This window comes from Mesorhizobium sp. Root102, assembly GCF_001425625.1.
Lineage (GTDB): Bacteria > Pseudomonadota > Alphaproteobacteria > Rhizobiales > Rhizobiaceae > Mesorhizobium.
This window is the reverse complement of record NZ_LMCP01000047.1, coordinates 81,428-103,556: the sequence shown is the minus strand read 5'-3', so window position 1 is coordinate 103,556 and position 22,129 is coordinate 81,428. Positions and strand designations below refer to the sequence as shown.

General features: G+C 62.6%; 19 protein-coding genes. 10 read left to right on the top strand and 9 right to left on the bottom strand.

Annotation, left to right across the window (positions count from 1 at the left end; genetic code table 11):
* Nucleotides 1-184 precede the first annotated feature (184 nt).
* Entirely contained in the window at nucleotides 185-4,738 is a 4,554-nt protein-coding gene (locus tag ASD12_RS30225) for a putative Ig domain-containing protein (RefSeq protein WP_162252305.1), read from the bottom strand.
* A gap of 477 nt (nucleotides 4,739-5,215) precedes the next feature.
* Between ASD12_RS30225 and ASD12_RS30220 the strand changes: the two genes are divergently transcribed.
* The 4 genes from ASD12_RS30220 to ASD12_RS30205 are packed head-to-tail and all read left to right on the top strand — an operon-like array spanning nucleotide 5,216 to nucleotide 7,457.
* The gene (locus ASD12_RS30220; RefSeq protein ID WP_056595467.1) at nucleotides 5,216-5,746 is read left to right on the top strand and encodes a tail fiber protein; all 531 of its coding nucleotides are present in this window, start codon (nucleotides 5,216-5,218) and stop codon (nucleotides 5,744-5,746) included.
* A gap of 47 nt (nucleotides 5,747-5,793) precedes the next feature.
* Nucleotides 5,794-6,324 carry a tail fiber protein gene (locus tag ASD12_RS30215; RefSeq protein WP_056595464.1) on the top strand — a complete coding sequence of 177 codons (531 nt, stop codon included), beginning with the start codon at nucleotides 5,794-5,796 and terminating at the stop codon, nucleotides 6,322-6,324.
* Between the two features lie 60 nt (nucleotides 6,325-6,384).
* Nucleotides 6,385-6,918: a tail fiber protein gene (locus ASD12_RS30210; RefSeq protein ID WP_056595461.1), complete on the top strand. Its 534-nt coding sequence runs from the start codon at nucleotides 6,385-6,387 to the stop codon at nucleotides 6,916-6,918.
* The gene (locus ASD12_RS30205) at nucleotides 6,918-7,457 is read left to right on the top strand and encodes an N-acetyltransferase (protein WP_082525759.1); all 540 of its coding nucleotides are present in this window, start codon (nucleotides 6,918-6,920) and stop codon (nucleotides 7,455-7,457) included. The genes ASD12_RS30210 and ASD12_RS30205 overlap by 1 nt, the downstream gene beginning before the upstream one ends.
* Nucleotides 7,458-7,491: 34 nt before the next feature.
* Here ASD12_RS30205 and ASD12_RS30200 read toward each other — a convergent pair whose 3' ends face one another.
* The 4 genes from ASD12_RS30200 to rfaD form a co-directional block, all read right to left on the bottom strand.
* Complete coding sequence (locus ASD12_RS30200) at nucleotides 7,492-7,785, bottom strand: hypothetical protein (RefSeq protein WP_056595456.1); 294 nt, start codon at nucleotides 7,783-7,785, stop codon at nucleotides 7,492-7,494.
* Nucleotides 7,786-8,068: 283 nt separating this feature from the next.
* A complete protein-coding gene (gene waaC / locus ASD12_RS30195) occupies nucleotides 8,069-9,043 on the bottom strand; it encodes a lipopolysaccharide heptosyltransferase I (RefSeq protein ID WP_056595453.1) in 975 nt (324 codons plus the stop codon).
* Nucleotides 9,040-10,047 (bottom strand): lipopolysaccharide heptosyltransferase II, encoded by a 1,008-nt coding sequence (waaF, locus tag ASD12_RS30190; protein WP_056595450.1) that lies wholly within the window; start codon nucleotides 10,045-10,047, stop codon nucleotides 9,040-9,042. Before waaF ends, waaC begins: the two co-directional genes overlap by 4 nt.
* Nucleotides 10,020-10,970, bottom strand: coding sequence for an ADP-glyceromanno-heptose 6-epimerase (gene rfaD, locus ASD12_RS30185; protein ID WP_056595445.1), 951 nt, complete (start codon nucleotides 10,968-10,970; stop codon nucleotides 10,020-10,022). Before rfaD ends, waaF begins: the two co-directional genes overlap by 28 nt.
* A gap of 169 nt (nucleotides 10,971-11,139) precedes the next feature.
* On the opposite strand from rfaD, the gene ASD12_RS30180 reads away from it, so the two are divergent.
* The 4 genes from ASD12_RS30180 (at nucleotide 11,140) to ASD12_RS30165 (ending at nucleotide 14,655) form a co-directional block, all read left to right on the top strand.
* The gene (locus tag ASD12_RS30180; protein WP_056595442.1) at nucleotides 11,140-11,772 is read left to right on the top strand and encodes a LysE family translocator; all 633 of its coding nucleotides are present in this window, start codon (nucleotides 11,140-11,142) and stop codon (nucleotides 11,770-11,772) included.
* Between the two features lie 157 nt (nucleotides 11,773-11,929).
* Nucleotides 11,930-13,423, top strand: a complete 1,494-nt coding sequence (gene rfaE1 / locus ASD12_RS30175; RefSeq protein ID WP_056595439.1) for a D-glycero-beta-D-manno-heptose-7-phosphate kinase — start codon at nucleotides 11,930-11,932, stop codon at nucleotides 13,421-13,423.
* Nucleotides 13,424-13,430: 7 nt separating this feature from the next.
* Nucleotides 13,431-14,003, top strand: a complete 573-nt coding sequence (locus ASD12_RS30170; RefSeq protein ID WP_056595436.1) for an SIS domain-containing protein — start codon at nucleotides 13,431-13,433, stop codon at nucleotides 14,001-14,003.
* Entirely contained in the window at nucleotides 13,996-14,655 is a 660-nt protein-coding gene (locus tag ASD12_RS30165; protein WP_056595433.1) for an HAD-IIIA family hydrolase, read from the top strand. The genes ASD12_RS30170 and ASD12_RS30165 overlap by 8 nt, the downstream gene beginning before the upstream one ends.
* A 4-nt stretch (nucleotides 14,656-14,659) precedes the next feature.
* On the opposite strand, the gene ASD12_RS30160 is transcribed toward ASD12_RS30165, so the two are convergent.
* Nucleotides 14,660-15,454, bottom strand: coding sequence for a glycosyltransferase family 2 protein (locus ASD12_RS30160; RefSeq protein WP_056595431.1), 795 nt, complete (start codon nucleotides 15,452-15,454; stop codon nucleotides 14,660-14,662).
* A 260-nt stretch (nucleotides 15,455-15,714) separates the two neighbouring features.
* Nucleotides 15,715-16,203, bottom strand: coding sequence for an Lrp/AsnC family transcriptional regulator (locus tag ASD12_RS30155; RefSeq protein ID WP_056595428.1), 489 nt, complete (start codon nucleotides 16,201-16,203; stop codon nucleotides 15,715-15,717).
* Between the two features lie 250 nt (nucleotides 16,204-16,453).
* Here ASD12_RS30155 and trxB point away from each other — a divergent pair, with 250 nt between their 5' ends.
* Both trxB and ASD12_RS30145 read left to right on the top strand, forming a co-directional pair.
* Nucleotides 16,454-17,428 carry a thioredoxin-disulfide reductase gene (gene trxB, locus ASD12_RS30150; RefSeq protein WP_056595425.1) on the top strand — a complete coding sequence of 325 codons (975 nt, stop codon included), beginning with the start codon at nucleotides 16,454-16,456 and terminating at the stop codon, nucleotides 17,426-17,428.
* Between the two features lie 79 nt (nucleotides 17,429-17,507).
* Complete coding sequence (locus ASD12_RS30145) at nucleotides 17,508-18,404, top strand: LysR family transcriptional regulator (protein WP_056595422.1); 897 nt, start codon at nucleotides 17,508-17,510, stop codon at nucleotides 18,402-18,404.
* A gap of 168 nt (nucleotides 18,405-18,572) precedes the next feature.
* Here ASD12_RS30145 and ASD12_RS30140 read toward each other — a convergent pair whose 3' ends face one another.
* Both ASD12_RS30140 and ASD12_RS30135 read right to left on the bottom strand, forming a co-directional pair.
* The gene (locus ASD12_RS30140) at nucleotides 18,573-19,070 is read right to left on the bottom strand and encodes an isoprenylcysteine carboxylmethyltransferase family protein (protein ID WP_056595419.1); all 498 of its coding nucleotides are present in this window, start codon (nucleotides 19,068-19,070) and stop codon (nucleotides 18,573-18,575) included.
* A 730-nt stretch (nucleotides 19,071-19,800) separates the two neighbouring features.
* Nucleotides 19,801-21,852: an elongation factor G gene (locus ASD12_RS30135; protein WP_056595415.1), complete on the bottom strand. Its 2,052-nt coding sequence runs from the start codon at nucleotides 21,850-21,852 to the stop codon at nucleotides 19,801-19,803.
* Between the last annotated feature and the right edge of the window lie 277 nt (nucleotides 21,853-22,129).

The following is a 22,129-nucleotide window of genomic DNA, read 5'->3' as shown; positions in this document are numbered from 1 at the left end:
ACCGTTTTACGGAAACGGCGAACCGCTCTAACTCCTTAGTTTGAGATAATTCCCAGGGGAAAGCGCAAAGCGCTTTTCCCGAGAAAACCGTTGCACACTTTCCTGGAATTGCTCTGCTGCCGTTGCAGCACGGTTCATCGTCTCACAGAAACGCCGAACCACTCTGTCCCATACCAGCCTGGGGTCAGAACTTCTTGCCCAGATTGACCAGGAAACCATTGTCGGTGTTGCCATCGCTGCCGAACAGGCCGCGATATTCCAGCCGCACGGCAAAGTCCTGGACCGTCTGCACATTGACACCGAGGCCGAGCATGAAGCGGTCCTTTCCCATCCCATCGATGGTGGTGTGATAGAAAGGTCCGCCGAACATGTCCGCATAGTTCATCGTGATCGCGCTGTCGCCCTGGAAGTCGTGCTGGTACTCCAGCCTCAATTGCGGCGAAACCACCCCGAAGCTGACCGGGACCTTGTAGTTGAGCGTCATGCCGAGATTGCCCGTGGTGGTGCTGATGTCCTGCTCGCCATAGTGCAGGGCCGATGACGGATCGCCATTTTCGGTGAATTCGTCCAGGGTCGCACGTGCCACGTCGAGACGGGCATAAGGCGAAATCTGCCACTGTTCGATCTCGAACTTCTTGCCGGCTGAAACCGAGGCGAACCACTGGCCACCGTCCCGTTCGCCGGTGGCAAAGCCGCCACCGGATGTCAGATAGCGCTGCGAATCGAATGAAAGCCACTGATATCCGACCAGACCGTCGATGAAGTAGTCCTGGCCGGGATGATAGCTGGCATAGAGGCCCGCCGTGTAGGCCTCACCCTTGCTGCGGCTGCCGTTGTCACCGATGTCGCTGACATCGCGGCCGTAACCCATGCCAAGACCGATCGCAAAAGCACGGCTGAGGCGATAGTCGATACCGGCGCTGAGGCCGGTGGTCTCGAACTTGTAGCCATCTTCGCCGTCACGCTCGCCGATATTGATCGAACCGCCGGTCCATACGGTCACCTTGCTGTGGCCGAAGCTGCCGGAGCCGAAGCTTCCGGGCGTGCCCGATGTAGCGGTGTCGTCGAGAGACGATTTGAAGGGCCAGTTGGGGTCAGACGCCTGACTGCGCCCACAAGATTCTCCCTTTGCCGCCCGCTCCTGGTCACCGCAGGTGCTGTCGAACGAGAGCACTATGCCTTGGACAAAGGCCAGACTGTCGACCGGTTCCTGACCATCGCCGCTGTCATGAAGACCTTCCAGACGCTGCTGGAAATTGCCGATCTGCGAAGTGGCAAAACGACGTGTCGCGGCGGTCTCGGCGTTGAGGATGCCCATGACCTCGCTGTCGAGCGTCGGATCGGGGCGCTCCACGACCTCGATGGTGATCGCCGTCACCGCCGACGTTGCATAAGCATTGCTCAAGGTGAAGGTCACCGTGGCCGTGCCCTGGTATGTCGCTGTCGGGGTGAAGGTGAGTTGGAACCCGTTCAGCACCGTCGTTCCCGATGAAGGGGGAGGCACCAAAACAAGGCTTGCAGTGGTAAACGGCCCGCCAACAGCGTCCTTGGTCAGGTCGACCACCACTGCCTTGCCCGACACTGTCGTGACGTGCTGCGCGACAGGGACGGGCACAGGCCTGACGTTGATCGTGACGGCGGCGGGCGCCGAGGTTCCACCTGGTCCGGTCGCCGTGTACTGCAGCGTATCCGACCCGTTGAAGGACGCTGCCGGCGTGTAGACGATGTCGGTGCCGCTGACCGTCGCGGTGCCGTGCGCTGGCGCGGTGGCGACCGCAACAGAGGTGATGGTCCCGGTATCGTTGTCCGTGACGTGGATGGTCACGGACTGCCCTTCAAGGGTTTCGGCAGTCTCCGGGTTGGCAACCGGCGGGTTGTTGCCGATCACAAGCGTATAGTTTGCCGTGCCGGTGAAACCAAGATTGTCTGTCGCCGTGACGGTGATGTTGAACGAGCCGACAACCTTCGGTGTGCCCGAAAGCGTTCCCGTCGAAGAAAGTGTTATCCCGGTCGGCAGCGCGCCTGTCGTCACCGCAAAACTGTAAGGGCTGGTGCCCCCGCTGGCTGTGAGTGTCTGGCTGTAAGCAACGTCATATTGACCGGCAGGGAGGCTGGCTGGTGCCAGCGCTATGGTCGGCGCTGCAACCACCAGCGTATAGGCCTGGGACCCACTGGCCGCCGTGCCCGCCGTGCTGTCGGTCGCCGTCACAGTGAAGTTGAAGGTGCCGGCAACAGTCGGCGTTCCAGCGATTGCGCCGCCCGCGATGGTTACGCCTGCCGGCAGTCCGCCCGCGGTGAGCGCATAGGTATAGGGGCCGTTGCCGCCGCTCGCCGTGAGCGGCTGGCTGTAGGCAATTCCGGCCGTGCCGCCTGGGATGCTGGTGGGCGATATGGTCAGGGCCGGCACGTCGACCGTCAAGCTATAGACATGGGTCCCTGTCTGGCCGTTAGCATCGCTTGCCTGGACCGTGAGCGAAAAAGTTCCGGATTGGGTAGGCGTGCCCGAGAAAGTACCCGCCGAATTGAACGACATACCCACCGGCAGCGCACCGGAGGTCAACGAGAACGTATAGGGCGCGACACCTCCGGATGCTGTGACCGCGGCAGAGTAGGGCGAAGCAGCCGTGGCATTAGCCAGCGTCGCAGGGCTGACAACGACGGTGGGCGGCCCGACCACCAATGCGTAGGACGCCGCGACTGTAAAAGGCGCTCCGGTGCCGGTGCTGCTGTCTTGTGCCTGGAGCGTGAAGTTGTAGGTGCCGGGTGCCGTGGCCGTTCCGGAGAGCAGCCCAGCCGAATTGAACGAGATGCCTGGGGGAAGGGCGCCGGCGGTGATGCTGAAGCTGTACGGACCTGTGCCGCCCGACGCAGAGAACTGCTGGCTGAACGGCGCACCATAGGGGGCGGGAATAGATCCCGGCGCCGGCGCTACGACAAGCGTTGGCGCAGCGACGGCGAGCGTGAAGGGCTGTGAAATCGCGAAGGGGCCATTTCCGGTGCTGCTGTCGGATCCTGTGACACTGAGGATGAAGCTGCCCGCCGCACTCGGCGTTCCGGAAACAGTCACGCTGTTGGCTGTTGTCCCTGTCTGGGATAGGCCTGCCGGCAAGCCGCTCACCGACAGCGTGTATGGCGCCGCACCACCGGATGCGGTGAAGGTCTGTGTGTAGGCAACGCCGACTTGCGCGGTCAAAGCCCCGGATGCCGCGACCACGATCGTCGGATTGCTGACCGTGATGGTGACGGTCGCCGGTGCGGACGTTCCGGCCGTATTCGTTGCTGTGTAGGTGAACGAGTCTGGACCGGCAAAGCCGGCAGTGGGTGTGTAGGTTATCGATGTGCCGCTGGCTACTGCCGTGCCGTGGGCAGCCGGAGTGGCGACCGCGACCGATGTCGGCGTGCCGGCTGTGATGTTGAGCGTGATCGAATTGGCGCTGCTGTTGTAGGCGACCGTGGCCGACACCGCGTTGGCGACCGGCGGAATGTCGAGGACGGTTATGCTGTAGGCGCGGGGTGCACTCGAATAGGGGCCGGTCCCCGTGCTGCTGTCGGTCGCGGTGACAGAGAAGTTGTAAGTTCCCTCCGCGGTCGGCGTTCCCGACAACGCACCCGCGGCGGACAGCGATACGCCCGGCGGAAGGGCTCCGGCAGTGAGTGCATACGTGTAGGGCGCGGTGCCGCCGGTCGCGGCATTGAGCGCGTCCGAATAAGCCGTGCCCACGGTACCGTTTCCAAGTGCCGTCGCAGGTAAAGTGATGGTCGGCGCGGCAACCGTCAGGGCATAGGTGAGGGTGCCGCTTTGGGGCGTCGCGCTACTGTCGGTGGCCTCGACCGTGAAATTGAACGTTCCGCCGGCGGTCGGCGTGCCGGAAAGCACACCCGCCGTCGACAGCGTCATCCCGGCGGGAAGCGCACCCGCGCTGATGGTAAAAGTATAGGGGGATACTGCGCCGCTGGCGGTGATGGTCGTGCTGTAGGCGGAACCGACAGTCGCGCCACCAGGAAGGCTGGCTGGGGCAACGACGACGGTCGGGGCCGCAGCGATGACGACGGTTACACTCTGAACAATCCACCAGTCGCCGCCTGTCACGATTGTTGTGCTGTCCTGGGTTTTGATCTCGAACGTATAACTGCCTTGGGTTGTCGGCGTGCCGGAGAGCAGGCCACTGGAGGACAGCGTCAATCCAGGTGGCAGACTGCCCGTTTCGAGACTGTATGTGTAGGGCGAGGTTCCCCCGCTTGTGCTGAACTGCTGAGTGTACGCAATACCCACGGCGCCGCCGACCGGCGTGGTCGGCGAAAGGACCAGATTGGGGCCGGCAACGGTAACGCTATAGCCCTTGTCGGTGGTCAGCGCAGTCGGCGTGGTCGAATCCGATACATGCACTGTAAAGCTGTAGGCGCCCGAGCCTGTCGGTGTGCCGGAGATGGTGCCGGTTGACGAAAGGCTCAACCCTGGCGGCAAGGAACCACCGCCCACTGAATAGGTGTAGGGCGCAACACCGCCGGAGGAAGTGATGGTCTGACTATAGGCAGCACCCGCAACGGGGTCCGGCAAGATTCCGGGGGCTACGGTGATCGGCGAAGCCGATGGGGTGATCGTCACATTGACGGTGACAGTGCCGCCGTTGTCATCTTCGAAAGTGAAGGTGTCCGTGGTGCTGGAGTCGCCATTGTTGGCGTAGGTAACTTGCGCGGTGAACGGATTGAGCGTGACATTGCCATGCTGCGGCTGCACCACCTGGTCTTGCGGATTTAGTCCGAAGCCATGGCTGCATGAACTCGCGTCAAGGACGTAGCTCCCGCCAGACGGTACGGTTATCGGAATGGGAGTGGGGCATGTATCTGACGTCTGGGCCTCGGCCCGTGATGGCAACAGTACCCCCAGGCCAATAAGCACAAGCACCCATATCCACAACAGAAACCTGTCGGAAGGCGCATGGGAAAGCCCAGCCCGATACTTCAAATTCCGATTCAATGCATGCCCCCATGCGGCAAAATTATCTAGCCGCATCAATACGGCCTGAAAAAAGACCCGATATGATGAGCCGTCGCATAATCCCAGACCGCTCTACTTTGGCGGGATTCCGTATCCAAGTAAAACATACGGATTTGTTCGTGTCTATCTTTTGTGCGAGCAACAGACTTGCAAAACACATGGTTTATGAGCGATGTTGCATCATATGGCGCGTCGTTAATATTAGGGGGAATTAATATGGCCGAATTTTTCCTCGGGCAGATCATGCTCACCGGATTCGGCTTTGCGCCGAAAGGCTTCGCCTTGAGCAACGGCCAGATCTTGCCAATTGTTCAGAATCAGGCCTTGTTCTCGCTGCTCGGTACGACCTACGGCGGTGACGGCCAAGTGACATTCGCCTTGCCGAACGTGCAAGGCAGCACCCCGGTTGGCTTTGGACCGTCGGCGGATCCCGCCTGGCAGCCCTCGCCTTACAATTGGGGAGAGACTGGCGGCATCGAGAACGTCAGCTTGCTCTCTCAGCAATTGCCGAACCATAGCCACGTCGGTCAGGGGACCACAGCCAACGGCGCACAACGAAATCCCGCCAATACGCTGTACGGCACCAATGCAAACGCCATCTACGCGCTGGCGAACGGTGCTCAGGTGCCATTGGCCAGCCCGACCGTCACGACCGTTGGCGGCAATCAGCCGCATGCAAACATGCAGCCCTACCAAGTCATCAACTATAACATAGCCCTTGTCGGTATATTTCCGTCACGCAACTGAGTTCAATCGGCGAACCATCAACAAAATCACTGTACGGAGGTCTATCGATGAGCACTCCCTATGTCGGAGAAATCCGCATGTTCGGTTTCTCGCGTGTGCCGTACGGCTGGTTTGCTTGCGACGGGTCGCTGCAATCCATCGCCCAATATGAGGTATTGTACACGCTCATTGGCACCACTTACGGTGGCGACGGGCAATCGACCTTCGCGATGCCAAATCTTTCGGGGCGGGTGCCTATGCACTGGGGCACTGGACCCGGCCTGTCGTCGCACGTCATCGGCGAGCTAAGCGGGACCGAAACCGTGACACTCCTCCCCACGCAGATGCCGCAACACAATCATCCGATGGTTGCGACCACAGTGGCAGCCAATGCCAGATCGGTCGGTGCGACAGTCGAACTTGGCGCACTTGTCGGCGACACCATGTATGCAACCGACGTCAGTGGTGCGAACGGCTTCATCACCGCCATACCCTCGACCCAGCCTGTTGGCGGGAACACGCCCCATGACAACACAATGCCCACGCTGACAGTACAGTTTTGCATTGCCTGGTCGGGAATTTTCCCGTCGCAGAGTTGAGCCACGAACTCAGCATGTTTCACGAAACCGGTCTGCCATCCAGATTGCAAGGACATTCCAATGAGTGAGCCCTTTATCGGTGAGATACAGCTTTTCGGCTTCAGCTTTCCCCCACGCAATTGGGCATTCTGTAACGGTGCGACGCTCCCGATCCAGCAGAATACCGCACTTTTCGCGCTGCTTGGCGTCAACTACGGGGGCAACGGCACGACCGGCTTCCAACTGCCCAATTTTACCAACCGGGCCGGCTGCAATCAGGGCAATGGCGCGGGGCTGACGCCGCGCGTTATTGGCGAGGTGTTCGGCGAAAACGGCGTGACCCTGACTACGGCCGAGATGCCGTCGCACAATCATCAATTCACACTCTACAATCAAACGGATACGGGCAAGCTCGCATCCTCGCCTAGCCCTGGCAATTCACTTGTTCCGCCGGGACAAAGCACCCCCTTCGCCAGCACAGGTCAACCGAACGCGCAATTTGCGCCCGGCATGATAGGCTTTGCCGGCGGCAACCAGCCTCACGAGAATCGGCAGCCATATCTGGCGCTGAACTACAGCATTTCTCTTCAGGGTGTCTTTCCGTCCTTCGGGTAATGGCGTCGATCGAAACAGAGCGATTGCCGGAATTTCCATCCGGCAAGAACTCTCCATTGAAGTTGTCGCATGGCGCGTCTCGCAAGGCCGCGCTTGAGGACATTCCTTTTCTGCGTCGGCTCTACTGGTCATTGCGCATGGAAGAAATGGCGCCGGTGCCGTGGCCGCCCGAACTCAAGCATGCCTTTATCGACCAGCAGTTCAACCTTCAGCATCGTCACTACATAGTGAGATTTCCGCGGGCCGACTTCCTGATCCTCGAGCATCGTGGCGAGCCGATCGGGCGCCTCTATATCGACTGTGACGCCGCATGCTGGCATATCATCGATATCGGTTTCCTACCTGAATGGCGCAATCGCGGCAGAGGGCTTGCCATGCTGAAGGCCATTCAATGGCAGGCGCAAGCCTGCGCGGTGTCAGGCGTGGTCCTGCATGTTGAGCGGCACAACATCCGCGCCCAGGCTCTTTATCGCCGTCTTCATTTTCATGAAGTCGAAAGCAGCGACACCCATCTTCGGATGCAGTGGTCGACTGCCTGACCGTTCTCGTGGCGTATCCAACAGGCCGCAGTCCTCAATTGAAGATCGCCTGATAAACGATCCCTGCCTTGTCCCTGGCGACGGGGACAAGGAATATTTCCAGGCTGCCGAGGCTCGCATTCTTCAACTTATAGAGTTTTTGCGGCAGCACGACCGGCGAGCCGCTTCTAAACATCAGGGAAAAGGGCGATCGCCGTACTCCGGGAAAGCCGCTTTCCGGCAGCGGGCGAGCCTCCGACAGCGTCAGCGCCATCGAACTCTCGCCCAGGTCAATGTCGAACGCACTGCCCACGCATCCGGCGAAATGATCCAGCGTCACAATTCCCATATGCTTTCCGTTCCCCTCAAATCGCATGCGCGATCCACTCGGCCGGCCAGTTATTCCAGCTGGGTATAGCCTCTCGAATAGTCCGCGGGTCCAGCTTCTTGATATCGCCTTTTTGCGCCATACGAAAGACTTTTGGGATGTTCCACGCAGCCAAGACTTTCCAACGAGCCCGAAGCACTGATGGTCGACTGTGCCCGAAAGCAACGCCGACTGAGTATTGATGTCTAACCGGCCGGGCCAGTCGAGCCAATGCGCGTGATCTCGCAAGATAGCGGGAGAGGTTCTATGCCGGCGCTTGTAACTTAAGTGCCAATAGCTTTTCGGCTTCCGCCACCACCTTCGCCGGCGTCACATACTCCCTAGGCACGGCTAAAAGCGTCGACGCATAGGGGCCGCGCGGGCCGGTCAACCCTGGCTCGGTCGCTAGGAACACCGCGACCGTCGGCAGACCGAAGGCGCTGGCGAGGTGGGTCAGCCCGGTGTCGGCGCCGATGACCAGCGTCGAGCGGCCGATATATGCGGCAACTTCGGCCAGTGGTGATTTCGGCACCACGATCGTTGAAGGAACGGCTTTCGCGATCGCTTCAGCCACGGCCTTCTCCCGCTCGTTCGACCATGTGGTGACCGGCGCCATGCCGCGATCCACAATGAGGCGGGCGGTTTCGATCCAGTCATGGACGGGCCATTTCTTGTCTTCGCGGCTGGTGCCGTGCAGCAGGAAGGCGATTTTCCCGGAAATGCCGGCCAGAGTGCCGGCAGGCGGCACGATGCCGGAGTCCAGCGTCGAAAGGTCGGGCTGATAGCCGAGCGCCAGGCCGAACAGCCGCCGCGTCCGCTCGATGGCGTGCAGGTCGCGGGGCACGGCATAGGTGACGTCGTAGAACAGCGTCGCCGAGGGCTCGCGCGCGCTGGAGCGGTCGAAGCCGGCAATGGGGGCGCCTGCCTGTCTTGCCACCAGGGCCGATTTCAGCAGGCCTTGCGCGTCGATGACAAGGTCGTAGCGGCAATCGCGCAAGGTGCGGCGCAAGGCGGCCGCCTCGCGCCATGTGCCGCCGTCGAGCAGCGCCTTGCGCCAGCGCCGGATCGCCACAGTGTGGATGCTGTAGATCGCCGGGTGCAGCGCGACGATGCCCGCGAATGCCTCTTCGACGCACCAGTCGAAGGTTATGTCCGGCCGCTGGCGGCGGGCGTCCTCGACGGCGGGAAAGGTGTGGATGACATCGCCCATCGACGATGTCTTGACGATCAGCACCTTCATGCCGCGGCCGGAATTTCCAGCAGCCGGCCCGCTGCCGCCGCGACCTGGCCGACTTCAAGCGTCTTCAGGCAGTTGAGGTGGCCGAGCGGGCAGACCTTCTGATGGCAGGGCGAGCACGACAGGCCAAGCCAGACCAGTTCCCGATGCTCGGCCAGCGGCGGCGTGTTCTCGGGCGAGGTCGAGCCATAGACGGCAACGATTGGTGTGCCGACTCCCGCCGCGACATGCATCAGCCCGCTGTCATTGGACACCGCCAGCCTCGCGGCTGATATCAGGTCGATGGCGTCCTCCAGCCGCGTCTGCCCGGCGAGGTCGACAACGCCAGGGGCAAGGGCTGCGATCTCCGCCGTCACGTCGCGGTCGTTCTTTGAGCCGAACAGTGCGACCTTCAAGCCTTTGTCCATGAGATAGCGGGCAAGCCCGGCATAGCTTTCGCTCGGCCAGCGCTTGGCCGGGCCGAATTCGGCGCCAGGCATAAGTGCCACGAATTTCTGGGGCGCCAGCCCGAAGCGGTCGAGCAGGGCGACCTGGTTCTTCGTGTCCACGCTCAGCCGGGGCGCCCGGAAGCTGCCGCCCTGGGCGAGGCCGAAATAGGCCTGCGCGGTGCGTCGTTTGACGCTGTCGGGCAGCGGCACGATATAGGTCAACAGGCCATAGCGCATCTCGCGCAGATTGCCGACACGGCGCGGAATGCGGGCAAAGAACGGGATCAATGCCGACTTCCAACTGCCCGGCAGGATGTAGGCCATGTCGTAGCGGCCGCGCAGCAGGCGGCCGAAGCGGCGGCGATGGGTGAATTCGAGCGCGCCGGGTTTGAGCGGAAAGTCGATCTGCTGGCGGATTTCGGGCATGCGCTTGACCAGCGGGGCGGCCCAGGCCGGCGCCAGCACATCGATGGCTGCGTTGGGATGCAACTCCTTCAGCGCCGAGAACAGGCACTGCGCCATCACCATGTCGCCCACCCAGCGTGGGCCGATCACGAGGATCGTTGGGCTTTCAGCCATTCGACATAGTCTCTGACACCGGTTTCCACTGTCCGGAATTGGCCATTGTAACCGGCCGCGCGCAAACGGGACATATCAGCTTGCGTAAAGCTCTGGTAGCTGCCCTTGAGGTGGTCGGGGAATTCGATGAACTCGATCTCGCCCTTGCCTAGCGTGTCGATCACCGTTTCTGCGATGGCGCGGAAGGGCTGGGCGCGGCCGGTGCCGCAATTGAAGATGCCGCTTGAGCCCCGTTTCCACAGCCACAGATTGACGTCGGCGACATCGCCGACATGGATGAAGTCGCGGCTCTGTTCGCCAGGTCCGAACCCGCCATAGGCGCCGAACAGTTTCGGGTTTTCGCCCCGATCGACCTGGTTGAACAGATGGAAGGCGACCGAGGCCATGGCGCCCTTGTGCGCTTCGCGCGGGCCATAGACGTTGAAGTAGCGCAGGCCCGCGACCTGCGAATGGTCGGTGTCGAAGACGATGCGCCTGACATAGTCGTCGAACAGTTTCTTCGAATAGGCATAGACGTTGAGCGGCCGCTCGAGCGCCGGGTCCTCGCGAAACTCCGAGCCGCCGCCATAGACGGAAGCCGAGGAGGCGTAGAGGAAGGGCACGCGCAGCGCCTGGCTTGCATGCAGCAGCCGCTTGGAGAAGCCGTAATTCACCTCCATCATGAACTTGCCGTTCCACTCGGTGGTGGTCGAGCAGGCGCCCTGGTGGAAGACGGCCTCGATGCGGCCGAGCGAGCCGGCCTCCATGCGAGGCAGGAAATCGTCCTTGTCGAGATAGTCGGCGACCTGCAAGTCGGCGAGATTGGCGATCTTGTGGCCGTCTGTGAGGTCGTCGACGACGAGGATATCGTCATGGCCTTCGGCATTCAGCGCGGCGACGATATTGGAGCCGACCATGCCGGCGCCGCCCGTGACGATGATCATGTTGTTGGCCCTGATACGCGTTTCACTTGCCGATTCCGGCCCTTATAAGGGAGGCAGGGTGGGCTGTCGATAAAGCAGGCAACGGAGCGGATGTCACAGTGGCGCCGCAAAGCTTCCGCTTCAGTCGGTTCGTGCCGCCCGGCATGATCGTGAGGGACAAAGAAAAGAAATGCCGTCGACCGAACTGCTGCTGGCGTTTTTCGCCACCACGGCGATCTTCGCCTACATTCCCGGCCCGGCGATGCTTTACGCCGCCGCGCAGACGATGGCGCGCGGCCGCTGGTCCGGCCTGACGGCGGCACTGGGCATTCATCTGGGCGGCTATGTGCATGTTTTCGCCGCCGCCGCCGGCCTGTCGGTGCTGTTTCACGCCGTGCCGACGCTCTACATGGCGGTCAAGCTTGTGGGCGCGCTCTATCTGATCTGGCTCGGCGTCTCGCTGTTCCGCAAGCGCGTGGACGGCGATGCGGCTCTGCCAGCGATCGAGCGGAAATCGGCGCGACGCGCCTTTTTCGAGAGCATCACCGTCGAGGTGCTCAACCCGAAGACGGCGATCTTCTTCATGGCGTTCCTGCCGCAGTTCATCGATGCCTCGGCGGCGTTTCCGGTCTGGCTGCAGTTCGTCGTGCTGGGCACAACAGTCAATCTGATGTTCTCCTCGGCCGATGTCGTCTGCGTGTTCCTGGCGGGTGCCGTGATCGGCCGCTTGCGGCGTTCGAGCCGCGCACAGCGGCTGATGCAGCGGGCCGGCGGCGCGGTGCTGGTTGGGCTCGGGGTCCATGTCGCCTTGCAGAAGAGCTGACCGGCCGGCCTTCGCGGTCATGCCCTGCCGTTGCACTGCATGGATTTGCGGTATATCGGCTTTCGCCATGAACGATCTGGGCCATGAACGATCCGGCCTGTCTGACGATGATGACCAGCAAGATTGAAATCGGCCTTTTCCATGCGTTGCCAATGACATGATCAAGCACAATCCGCCTTCCCCCGTACCCCTGCATCGCGCCATTGCGCGGTTCGGCCAGGCCACCGTGCTGGTGGTCGGCGACTTCATCCTCGACCGTTTCATCAACGGCGTCATCGAGCGGATCTCGCCGGAAGCGCCGATCCCGGTGCTGCACGGGCGCGGCGAGACCTCGACGATGGGCGGCGCCGGCAATGTCGTGGCCAACATCGTTTCACTCGGGGCCACCGCCGTTCCCGTCTCGGTCATCGGCACCGATGTAGCGGGCGACAGCCTGGTGCGGATGCTCGGCGAGCTTGGCGTCGACACGGCTGGCCTGACACAGGATCGCGGCCGCATGACCTCGTCGAAGAGCCGCTTCAGCGCGCTCAACCAGCAGGTGCTGCGCTTCGACGAGGAGGAAATCAAGCCGCTGGGTGCCGCGGAGCGCGCCGGCCTGATCCGGCATTTCCGCGATGCACTGCCACGCGCCGACATCGTCATCCTGTCCGATTACGGCAAGGGCATCCTGCTCGACGGCGTCGCTGCTGATCTGATCGCCATCTGCCGCGAGGCGGGAAAACCGGTTCTGGTCGACCCGAAGGGCCGCGACTATGCGCGCTATGCCAGGGCGACCGCCATCACCCCCAACCGCAAGGAACTCGGCGAGGCCGTAGGCCACCCGGTGTTCGCCGATGACGAGATCGTGGCTGCGGCGCGCCAGTTGATTTCTGCACACGGCTTCGACTTCGTCGTCGCGACGCGCAGCGAAAAGGGCATGAGCGTGGTCGGCCCGACCGAGGCACGCCACATCGCCACCCAGGCGCGCGAAGTGTTCGACGTTTCGGGCGCCGGCGACACGGTCATCGCCAGCTTCGCGCTGGCACTGGCCGTAGGCGCTGATACCGTCATGGCGGCCTCGATCGCCAATGCCGCCGGCGGCGTCGTGGTGGGCAAGCGCGGCACCGCGCGGCTGACAGTCGAGGAACTCACCGGCGCACTGTTCCGCTCACACGGACCGACCGCCCACAAGGATGCCATCCTCGATGCCACATCGGCCGCACGCATGGTCGCGGCGTGGAAGGAAGAAGGCTTGAGCGTCGGCTTCACCAATGGCTGTTTCGACATCCTGCATGCCGGCCATGTCAGCCTCTTGCACGCGGCGCGCAGCCAGTGCGACCGGCTGGTGCTCGGCCTCAACAGCGATGCCTCTGTGCGGCGCCTCAAGGGCGTTGGCCGTCCGGTCAACGACCAGCACGACCGCGCCTGCGTGCTCGCGGCGCTCGCCTCGGTCGATGCGGTCGTGGTGTTCGAAGAGGACACGCCGCTGGCGCTGATCGAAGCTCTGCTGCCCGACATACTGGTCAAGGGGGCCGACTACACGGTCGACACCGTGGTCGGCGCCGATGTGGTGCAGAAGGCCGGCGGGCGCGTCGTGCTGGTCGATCTCGTCGCCGGCAAGAGCACCACCAACACCATTGGCAAATTGCGCGCTGGCGGCACCACAAACTGAGGGTTTCATGTCCGACTTGAACGATTACCTGGTCCGCTCGGCGGCTGCCATATCAGCCATGGTCGAGCGCGACCTCACCAGCGAGATGGAGCTAGCGGCGAGCGCTGTCGTGACGGCGCTTTCGTCGGGGAAAGCCTTGCTGATCGCTGGCAATGGCGGCTCGGCCAGCGACGCCATCCATATTGCCGGCGAACTGGTCGGCCGCTTCCTCAAGGAGCGCAAGGCCTACAACGTCATCGCGCTGCCGGCTAACGCCGCCGTGCTGACCGCCTGGGGCAATGATTATGGCTTCGATACGGTGTTTTCGCGCCAGGTCGAGGCGCATGGCGCGGCCGGCGGCGTGCTTCTGGCAATCTCGACCAGCGGCAATTCGCCGAGCATTCTCGCCGCCGCCGAACAGGCGCGGATGATGGACATGACGGTGATCAGCCTGACCGGCGACACCGGCGGCAAGCTGAAGCCGCTGTCCGACGTCCTGCTCAATGTGCCGTCGACCTCAACGCCGATCATCCAGCAGGGGCATCTGTGCCTCTATCATTATCTGTGCGAGGTGGTCGAAGCGCGTCTCAGCAATGGCTGATTCCACGACGTCCGGTCCCTATCCGCTGGCGGAGCCCGGCCTATGGGTCGAACGAATAGGCTCGACGGTGTTTCCCCCCGGCGCGCCGGCGCTGTTCCTCGACCGCGACGGCACTATCAACGTCGATACCGGTTATCCCGACGATCCAGCCGAAATGGTGCTGTGCGCGGATATCGCCGCGGCGATCACTGCCGCCAACCGCGCCGGCCTTCCCGTCATCATCGTCACCAACCAGTCGGGCATCGCGCGCGGCTATTGCGGCTGGGGCGATTTCGCCGCGGTCAACGGCCGCGTGCTCGACCTGTTGCGCGCCGACAATGCGTTCGTGGATATGGTCGTCGCCTGCGCCTATCACGAAGCGGGCTCCGGCGCGCTTGCGGTTGCCGATCATCCGATGCGCAAGCCCAATCCGGGTATGCTGCTGGAGGCGGCCAAGCGCCTCGGGCTCGATCTGCAGCGTTCGCTGATCGTTGGTGACAAGAAGGCCGACATGGAGGCGGGACAGCGTGCCGGCCTCTCGCTGGGCTGGCTGGTCGACGGGCAAGCGGCTGTTCAATCGGGCTTCACGGTCAGGCCCTGGCGCGAGCGCGAGGATTTCGAAGGTCTGCTCGCAGCAATAGCGGCACTTGGCGCCGTGTCGGGCGAGCAGTGACGGCTCACACCGGATCGATGTCTCGCGAGGCTTCATAAAGCTTGGCCTCGGTGGCGAACGAATACACCATCACCATCATCGAATAGACGAAGCCGTGCCGGCCACACAGGAAGTAGCGCTTGGCCAGGTAGAATTTCAGGAAGTTGCCGAGCGGCGACAGCACCAGTTTTACCAGGCCAGGCTTCTTGCCCCTCTCGACCAGGGTGGCAACCTTGAGGCTGGAGTAGGTGTTGGCCCTGGCCAGGTCCTCCGCGATGGTCATTTCGCGACGGTGCAGCAGCACGCCGTTTTCAATCGTGCCGGTTTCGCCCGGCACCTCGAACGATTCATGGACCCGCAAGTTGAGGTCCATGGTGGCCTTGTCCCGGCGGAAAAGGCGCAGCAGCCTGTTGTGCAGCACCCAGCGGTGCGCATAGCCATAGCCTTTCAGTTTGTCGCGGCGCCTTATGTACCATCCGTCGAAGCCGACATTGCGAGACTGCGTCACGTCCATGATCGACTGCCTGAGCAGATCGTCGATGGCCTCATCGGCTTCAATTGAAAGGCACCATGGCTGCGTGGCCTGATCGAGGGCGAATTGCCGCTGACGGGGAAAACCCGGCCAGTCGTTGTGAAACAGCCTTATCGGGTAGCCCTTGGCGATGAACTCCTGGACGACGTCCAGGGTGCTGTCCGTCGAGCCTGAATCGACGACGATGATCTCGGCGCAGAAGTCGACGCTTTCCAGGCACTGGCCGATCATGTCGGCTTCGTTCATGCAGATGACCAGCGCCGAAACCGGGCTAGCAAATCGAGTCATGGTCCCACCCCAAGGCACACTGTTCTCGGAATTGCGCTGCTTCGCCCCATCTGTTTTTGCGCAATCCCCAAGGGAAAGCGCTATGCGCTTTTCCCAGGAAAACCGTTACACACTTTTTTCGGAATTGCTTTAGGAAACCAACACGACGGGTCACGGCACAACGATCCGGCTTCTACACGACAGCCTATCGAATGCCAAAGCGGCCCTGATATGGCGAAGTCCGCAACCCGCGTCCGCCAGGTCCGACGCGGCGCTGACGTTCAACCGGCTAAAGGCTGTGCGAACGAGACCAGCCCTTCATCCTTGACCCGGCGGATGGTGAGCGCGGTGCGCACCGTGTCGACATTCGGGGTCGAGGTCAGCTCCTCGATGACGAAGGTCTGGAAGGCGCCGAGGTCGCTCGCCACGCAATGCAGCAGGAAATCGGATTCGCCCGACACCATCCAGGCGTCGCGCACGATCGGCCAGCCGCGGGTGCGTTCGGCAAAGGTGCGCAGCTCGGCGTCGGCCTGGTGATGCAGGCCGATCAGGCAGAAGGCGACGACATCGAGGCCGAGCGCCGGTGCATTGAGCAAAGCGCGGTAGCCGCGGATGATGCCGGCTTCCTCCAGCCGCTTGACGCGGCGCAGGCATGGCGGCGCCGAAATGCCGACGCGGTTCGACAGTTCGACATTGGTCATGCGGCCGTCGCCCTGCAGTTCGCGCAGAATCTTCCAGTCGATAGCGTCGAGGTCGGCCTTGAGCGGCATGAGGGCTCTCGAGAAGTCAGGGGCCACGCGCAAGAATCTTGCGTGATTTTGTAATTAAACGACTTCGCTGTCCATTCCATCCCTCGCCCGGAATATTTCGCAGGATCAAGCGGCAACAGGGTGCGACAAAGCTTTCCGGGGACGAACGCCAACTTGCCTTGCTGGCGTCGTGGGCAACACTTACATTACGCGCGACAATGATCGAGTTTTCCATGCCGCAATTGCCGGCAGCCCTCCGCAGAGGCTTTAGATGACCACCAAGCACGCGCCCGTTCTCATCATCGGTTCCGGCCCGGCCGGCTATACGGCGGCGGTCTACGCCGCTCGCGCCATGCTGAAGCCGATGCTGGTCGCCGGCCTGCAGCAGGGCGGTCAGCTGATGATCACCACCGATGTCGAGAACTATCCCGGCTTCGCCGACCCGATCCAGGGTCCGTGGCTGATGGAGCAGATGCTGAAGCAGGCCGAGCATGTCGGCACCGACATCATCAACGACATCATCACCGAGGTCGATCTCAACGTGCGGCCGTTCCGCGCCAAGGGCGATTCGGGCACCACCTATACCGCCGACGCACTGATCATCGCCACCGGCGCGCAAGCGAAATGGCTGGGCATTCCGACCGAACAGACCTTCATGGGCTTTGGCGTCTCGGCCTGCGCCACCTGCGACGGCTTCTTCTACCGCGGCAAGGATGTCGCGGTGATCGGCGGCGGCAATTCGGCGGTGGAAGAGGCGCTCTATCTGTCGAACCTCGCCAAGAGCGTGACGGTCATCCATCGGCGCAACGATTTCCGCGCCGAGCGCATCCTGCGCGAGCGGCTGCTGAAGAAGGACAACGTCCGCGTCATCTGGGACACGATCGTCGACGAGATCACCGGCCGACCCGGCAAGACGCCGCTGCCGCCCTCGGTCGAAGGGCTGAAGCTGCGCAACGCGGTAACCGGCGAGGAAACGCATCTGAAGATCGACGGCGTGTTCGTCGCGATCGGCCATGCGCCGGCGGTCGAACTGTTCGCCGGCAAGCTGAAGCAGAAGCCGAACGGCTATCTGTGGACGGCGCCGGATTCGACCCGCACCGACGTGCCCGGCGTGTTCGCAGCCGGCGATGTGACCGACGACATCTATCGCCAGGCGGTGACGGCGGCGGGGCTCGGCTGCATGGCCGCACTCGAGGCGGAGAAGTATCTGGCCGGCATCGAAGTGCACCGCGAAGCGGCCGAGTAGAGAGTTCAGAGAGCGGCTTAGAAACGCCGTGTAAAAGCCTGATTTTTCATTCAGACGCCAAAACGGAACGAGGGGTATCATGGCGTTGGACTGGGACAAGCTACGCGTGTTTCACGCTGCGGCGGAGGCGGGGTCGTTTACCCACGCGGCCGAGACATTGCATCTGTCGCAATCGGCGATCTCGCGACAGGTTAGCGCGCTTGAACATGATGTCGGCGTGCCGCTGTTCAACCGCCACGCCCGCGGGCTGGTGCTGACCGAGCAGGGCGAAATGCTGTTTCGCACGGCGCATGACGTGCTGATGAAGCTCGAGACCATCAAGTCACGTTTGACCGAGACCAAGGACCGCCCCTCCGGCGTGCTCCGGGTGACGACGACGGTCGGCCTGGGCGCCGGCTGGTTGACCGAGCGGGTGCAGGAATTCATCGAGCTCTATCCCGAAATCAGCCTGCAGCTGATCCTCGCCAACGAGGAACTCGACCTCACCATGCGCCAGGCCGATTGCGCCATCCGGCTGCGCCAGCCGCAGCAACCGGACCTGATCCAGCGCCGCCTGTTCACCGTGCATTTCCACCTCTACGCGGCTCCATCCTATGTCGCCAAGCATGGCAAGCCGGCTTCGGTCGCCGAGCTGAAGAGCCATCGCATAGTCACCTTCGGCGTGCCGGTACCGTCGCATCTGTCGGAGCTGAACTGGCTGGAAACGGTCGGCGATTTCGAGGGCGGACAAAGGGTGCCGACGCTGCAGATCAACGACATCTTGTCGATCAAGCGCGCGGTGCAGGGCGGCGCCGGCATCGCCATGCTGCCCGACTATGTGATCAGCAAGGACTCCGATCTGGTGCAATTGCTGCCGGAAACCGAGGTGCCGTCCTTCGACACCTATTTCGCCTATCCCGACGCGATGAAGAACCAGGCCAAGCTGCACGTGTTCCGCGATTTCATCATTGCCAAGGCCCGAAGCTGGTCCTTCTGAGGGGCATATCGATATTCAGGTGATGCCGACCTGCGAACGAGGGCTTTCTGCGCTTCCGGTACCCACGGACCCAAATGTCCGCTCCGTTCCGGTTCTCGGAATCCCCCGCTCTCGGCTCGGCCTGACCTGAATCTCAGCATGCCCCATGTGGCGCTGCTTCGACCTGAATCAGCCCCGCCAGGGCGTCAGGCGAGGCAGCCAGCCGGGCACGTTGCGGCGGTAGGTCTCGTATTCGGCGCCGTAGCGGTGGGCCAATGTCGGCTCTTCGTAGAACTGCACGAAGGAGCCCATGGCAATCGCGCCGATGACGGCATAGGCGACCAGCGTCCAGCTCGAGAACAGCAGCGCCTGGCCGAGGATGATCGACAGCACGGCGACATACATCGGATTGCGGACATGGCGGTAGATACCGCCGATCACCAGCCGCTCGGTCGGGGCGACCGGGGCGGGCGTGCCGAGGCCCTCAAGCGCAAAGCGGCCGAAGGCATGCAGCAGCACAGCGATCGCGGCGACGATCAGGAGCCCGCCAACGCGGACAAAGCCCGGCAGGCTTGACCACGGCAAGCCCCAGCGGTCGGTCAACAGCCAGGGCACCAGCCCGGCGACCACGCAGGGTGCCCCAATGAAGAAGGCCGCACTGCCCGCGATCGCCGAAAATGTCCGCATTGGCTGCTTCCCCCCAGATTGCCTTAGAAATGAACGCCTGCTGCCCGCTTCCACGTCATGACGCGGTTTTGGCAATTTGGGGCAAAAACCGGCGGCGATTTGCGATTCTCTAGTGACAATCGCCCGGCCAGCGCTCCATTTTGGCGATTCTGCTGGTCCTACTGGCTCCTGGAATGGGTTAGACCACAGCCTGCGTCTTTTTGCATGCGTGTGTTGCAAAATAGATGCTTGTTTCTTGGGCATGATGAGCACATATATAGTTCATCTCCTGGGCGCGTTCTCCTCCCATTAGCGCCCTCGAGTGTTCCCCTCTGGAGGTTAGCCTTAACAGGCACTTCCAATCAAACTCAGCCGGATCTTCGTTGATCCGGCTTTTTTGTTGCCTGTACCCTGCTGGGTCGGCCAAAAATTCCATCACAATTGCCACGTAACAGTGACATGTAACCTCTGGTAACATATCGCGGACGCCCGCGACCTGCTATGTACACCATAGGACGCGGTGTGGTTCGAACGGGAGATGGGGGCATCACTCGTACGGCCCGGGCTCAGGCGGCTACCGCGTCCGAACCGCTTCTTCCGCCGAAGTTCGGCGGCATCAAATGCGGCGGACCTGCCGTTTTACCTCCCAAGGAAACGGTCCGCAAACAAAACGACGCCCGGCCCCCGCCGGGCGTCGTTTTCTTTTTGCCCCTCGAATCGAGGTTCGAGGGGCAAGTGACGGTGCTATGGGTCAGGCAGCCTTGCCGTCGCGGTTCATCGCCTCGTCGGCCAGACGGCCGGTGAGTTCGGCCATGTGGTCGAAGACGGCACGGTAGCTGGCGACGCCCGCGGTCGCCGAGCGCAACTCGATGATGAGGTCGCCGATCTCGGCTTGCGGCATGGTTGCCTCGACGACATCCCAGCCCGGCCAGTCAGGCCGCGCGTCATAGCCGAGGATCTGGCCGCGCCGCTGCGGGATGAGCGCGATGATCTTCGAGGTGGCGTCGGACGGCGTGACGATCTCGACCTTCATCACCGGCTCCAAAAGCACCGGCGAGCAAGCGGCCATGCCTTCCTTCATCGCCAGCCTGGCCGCCATCTGGAAGGCCATGTCGGAGGAATCGACCGCATGGTAGGAGCCGTCGGACAGGTTGACGGCGACATCGACGACGGGAAAGCCGAGCGGCCCGGACTTCAGATAATCGCGCACGCCGGTTTCGACCGACTGGATATAGGTCTTCGGCACGACGCCACCAGTGATGGTGTCGGTGAACTGGAAGCCGGAGCCGCGCGGCAGCGGCTTGATCTCGATCACCACGTCGCCGAACTGGCCATGGCCGCCGGACTGTTTCTTGTGACGGCCGCGCTGCTGCGCCGGTTTGCGGATCGTCTCGCGATAGGGCACCGCCGGCGCATGGCCTTCGACCGGTATCTGGTTCTTGCCTTCCAGCCGCTCGCGCACGACACGCAGATGCATCTCGCCATGGCCCGACAGTACGGTTTCGGCCGAGTCCTGGTTGTGGCGCAGGCTGAGCGAGGGATCTTCCTCGGCCAACCGCTGGATGGCGGCCGACATCTTCACTTCGTCCTTGCGCTCCTTGGGGCGCAGCGCGAAGGCGAAGACCGGTTGCGGTGGCTCGAACTGGAACAGCTGTTTGGCCCCGCCCTTGGCCGAGCTCAGCGTTTGGCCGGTCTTGACCTCATCCAGCTTGCCCAGCGCCACCGTGTCGCCGGCCTTGGCGATGGTGAGCTTGGACTGGTCCTTGCCGAGCATCCTGTAGATGCCGGAGACCTTGGCCGTGTCGCCGCCGGGGAGCCAAAGTTCGGAGCCGTCGACGACCTGACCGGAGAGGACGCGCGACACCGATAGCTTGCCGCCATGCGGCGTGTGGATGGTCTTCATCACCTGGACCACGGTCGCCGCGCCGTCGGGTGCGCCGAGCCGCTTGCGGGTTGCCTCGATGTCTGGCGCGTCGTGGCGGATCGCCTTCAGGAGGCGCAGCACGCCGTTGCCTTTCTCGGCGGTGCCGATCAGCACCGGCGTCACCGCGCCGTCGCGCAGATCGGCGGCGAGATCGTCGAAGATCGCGTCCTTGGGTGGCTCGATCTCCTCGAGCAGCTGTTCCATCAGCTGGTCGTCATGGTCGGCCAGCGTTTCCAGCATGGAGAAGCGCGCCTCCAGCTCGCGCGCCTTGTCGTCGTCGGGTATCTGAGCCACCTCGCTTTCGGCATATTCGCGATAGATGTAGGCACGCTCCAGCGCCAGATCGATCGAGCCGATGACGACGCCATCCTTGCGCAGCGGAATCTGGCGCAACAGCAACGGCACGGCGCTGGCCGGCTGCAGCATCTTCAGCGTGTCGCGCACACCAGCGATTGCCTTGTCGACCTTGTTGAGGAACAGGATGCGCGGCACGGCGAGATCGTCGAGCTTGCGCATGATCAACTGCAGGGCAGGGATCTTCTTTTCGTCGGCCTCGGCTACGACGACCGCGAGGTCGCAGGCGGCCAGCACCGGCTCGGCCTCGAAGGAAAATTCGATGGAGCCGGGACAGTCGACGAAGGTGATCTGCTCGCCCATGAATTCGGTGGTGGCGATTGTCGCCTCGACGCTCATGCCGTGGGCGCGCGCCTCGGGCGAATGATCCGAAACTGTGTTGCCTGATGAAACGGGATTTTGTCGGGGAATTGAGCCCGTACGGGCCAATATGGCTTCGAGAAGTGTCGTCTTACCGCTTGCAAAGGGACCGACTATGGCAATGCATTTCGGTCCCGTGCGTCGTCCTCCGGCGCGAGTACCCATGACTGACCTCCACTCAGGCGTTTCCCGTAGGACCGACTGCATGCATGGTTCAGGCGTGGTCAATCGGTCCTGAGCGGCGGCCGGCCTGTTCGACCGTCGCGGGCGGGGTTCTTTTCAAGTGCCACCTGCCCAAATCCATCGTCCCACTTGTTTGCCGGCAGGGCAAGAAAAATAGAAATCCGCCGTCTCGTCGCCATGCGATAGCCAGATGCTGGCTTAGCGGCTTGGGGGCTGTTGCACGTTGGCCGATATCAGCCGAAACTGGGACGGGCAGTTT